At 57.9% G+C, this 1,649-nt stretch carries 2 protein-coding genes; both read right to left on the bottom strand.

Going from position 1 to position 1,649, the window contains the following annotated elements; all coding sequences use genetic code 11:
- Positions 1-305, bottom strand: a 305-nt coding sequence (locus tag WBF74_RS04655) for a 2Fe-2S iron-sulfur cluster-binding protein (protein WP_424435891.1), incomplete at its 3' end; no start/stop codon positions are given.
- A 12-nt stretch (positions 306-317) separates the two neighbouring features.
- Positions 318-1,589, bottom strand: a complete 1,272-nt coding sequence (locus WBF74_RS04650; RefSeq protein WP_424435888.1) for a cytochrome P450 — start codon at positions 1,587-1,589, stop codon at positions 318-320.
- Positions 1,590-1,649 lie beyond the last annotated feature (60 nt).

Genomic DNA, 1,649 nt, shown 5'->3' with positions numbered 1-1,649 from the left:
AAATGAAGCTGCAACCCGTCCAGTGCCGGGGTGATCGATATCTGGCAGGCGAGGCGGCTTGTGTCTCGCACTTCTTCGGCGAACTCGAGCATGCTCTTTTCCAGCCCCTCCTGAGCCGGGCCTGTCTTGCCGATCCATTCGGGATCGACATAGACATGGCAGGTGGCGCAGGCGGCCGCGCCGCCACAATCTCCATCAATGCCCGGAACGGCGTTTTTCACTGCCGCTTCCATGGCAGATATTCCCGGCTCTGCTTCGACCGTGTGAACATTGCCATTTGCTTCGATGTAATTGATCTTTGCCATCTCGAACCTTTCTCAAAGAGCGTGAAGCTTCACCGGCAGCGAGGCATAGCCGCGCACGAAATTGGAACGAACGCGCACCGGTTCACCCATCAATTCGACGCGGGAGAAGCGTTTCAGGATTTCTTCCCAGAGGATGCGAAGCTGCATTTCAGCAAGACGGTTTCCGACGCAGCGATGCACACCGAAGCCGAAAGAGAGATGCTGCCGCGCGCGCGGGCGATCGATGATGAACTCGTCGGCCCGCTCGATCACTTCCTCATCCCGGTTGCCGGAGACGTACCACATCACCACCTTGTCTCCCTTGCGGATCGTCTTTCCGCCAAGTTCCGTATCGACAAGGGCAGTCCGGCGCATATGTGCCAGCGGTGTTTGCCAGCGGATGATTTCCGAAACCATATTGCCGATCAGGTCGGGATCAGCCTTGAGCTTTTCCCATTCTTTCGGGTTCTGGCCGAGGGCGAGAACGCCGCCCGTCATGGAGTTGCGCGTCGTGTCGTTGCCGCCAACGATCAGCAGCACGATATTGCCGAGGAATTCTTCCGGCGGCATGTTTCGCGTCGCAGGCGAGCGGCTGAGCATGGTGATGAGGTCAAAGCTCGGCTTGTCCGAGTTGACGCGTTCATTCCAGAGACGCTGAAAATAAGCTGCGCATTCCAGCAGCTCTGCCGTGCGCTGTTCCCAGCTATCAATGATGCCGGAGCCGGGCTCTGCCGTTGTCACATCGGACCAGCGTGTCAGCTTGCGGCGATCCTCGAAGGGGAAGTCAAACAGCGTCGCAAGCATCTGCGTGGTCAGCTCAATAGAAACACTGGGCACCCAGTCAAACACTTCGCCAACGGGCAGGCTTTCAAGCACACGGATCACGCGCTCGCGGATCGTTCCTTCAAGCTGCGCCAGATTTGTCGGCGCAACGATGGGGCTTACGGCCTTGCGTTGCTCATCATGGCGCGGCGGGTCCATGGCGATAAAGTTGGTGAGCTGCATCCCGCCTTCGCCCGCGCCCTTCTGAAGTGCATCGTCAATGACGATGCCGCCAAGATAGGCGTCTGACGAAAATATCTGGTGGTTTGTATCCACCGCCATGATGTCGTTGAACTTGGTGATGGACCAGTAGGGGCCATAGGCGCTGTCAGCGCAGTAATGGACAGGATCGTCGCGGCGGAGGCGGCGGAAATACTCGCCCTCCACATTCTGTTCAAAATATTCGGGGCGACTTACGTCGATCTGATCGAGCGGAAGGCTCTCCGCGTCGGACATGGCTATGGCGGCTGCGAGTGCTGTCATGGCTTCCTCCCTATGGCCCATGCAACTATTGAGTAATATATCAATAGCGTTGGCTCGAAG

The organism is Parvibaculum sp. (assembly GCF_049672805.1).
Lineage (GTDB): Bacteria > Pseudomonadota > Alphaproteobacteria > Parvibaculales > Parvibaculaceae > Parvibaculum.
The sequence above is the reverse complement of the archived record's forward strand: the minus strand, read 5'-3'. Positions and strand labels throughout refer to the sequence as shown.